Below are 554 nucleotides of genomic sequence, written 5' to 3'. Positions count from 1 at the left end.
GCCCTGCTGGACCATATAGCGGGGCGGGTGGGGGTATCGAACGAGGGGCCGCGGGCCCTGTTCGACCGGGCGGTGACGTGGCTGCTGCGTAACCGGGTGCTGATGCCGGGGCTCACGCAGCTGGCCCGGCTGGTCGGTGAGGTCCGTACCGGTGAGCAGGCGCTGATCTACTCGGTGGTGGACGCCCCGGTGGAGCCGGAGTTCCGCCGGGGGCTGCTGGAGCTCCTCGACGTCCCGGAGGGGGCCACACGGTCTGTGCTGGAGGGGTGGCGCAAGGGTCCGCGGGATGTGTCGGGGCGGGGGCAGAAGGCCGCGTTGGAGCGGACGCGGGACATCCACGGGGTGAAGTCCGGCGAGCTGGACTTGTGGCGGGTGCCGCCGGTGAAGCTGGCGGAGCTGGCCCGGTATGGGATGAGTGCGCACGCGCCGACGCTGCGCAGGCTGGCGGAGCCGCGGCGTACGGCGACGGTGCTGGCCACGATGCGGCATCTGGAGGGGTCCTCGGTCGATGACGCGCTGACGCTGTTCGATGTGCTGATGGCCAAGAAGCTCCT

At 71.5% G+C, this 554-nt stretch carries 1 protein-coding gene; it reads left to right on the top strand.

Features of this window, described 5'->3' with window-relative positions; genetic code table 11:
- Nucleotides 1-27: 27 nt before the first annotated feature.
- A partial coding sequence (locus tag ACFVX9_RS39920) for a DUF4158 domain-containing protein (RefSeq protein ID WP_387987246.1) occupies nucleotides 28-554 on the top strand: 527 nt, incomplete at its 3' end.

The sequence above is a fragment of the Kitasatospora sp. NPDC058243 genome (assembly GCF_042882025.1).
Taxonomy (GTDB): domain Bacteria; phylum Actinomycetota; class Actinomycetes; order Streptomycetales; family Streptomycetaceae; genus Kitasatospora.
This window is presented reverse-complemented; position numbering and strand designations above follow the sequence as displayed.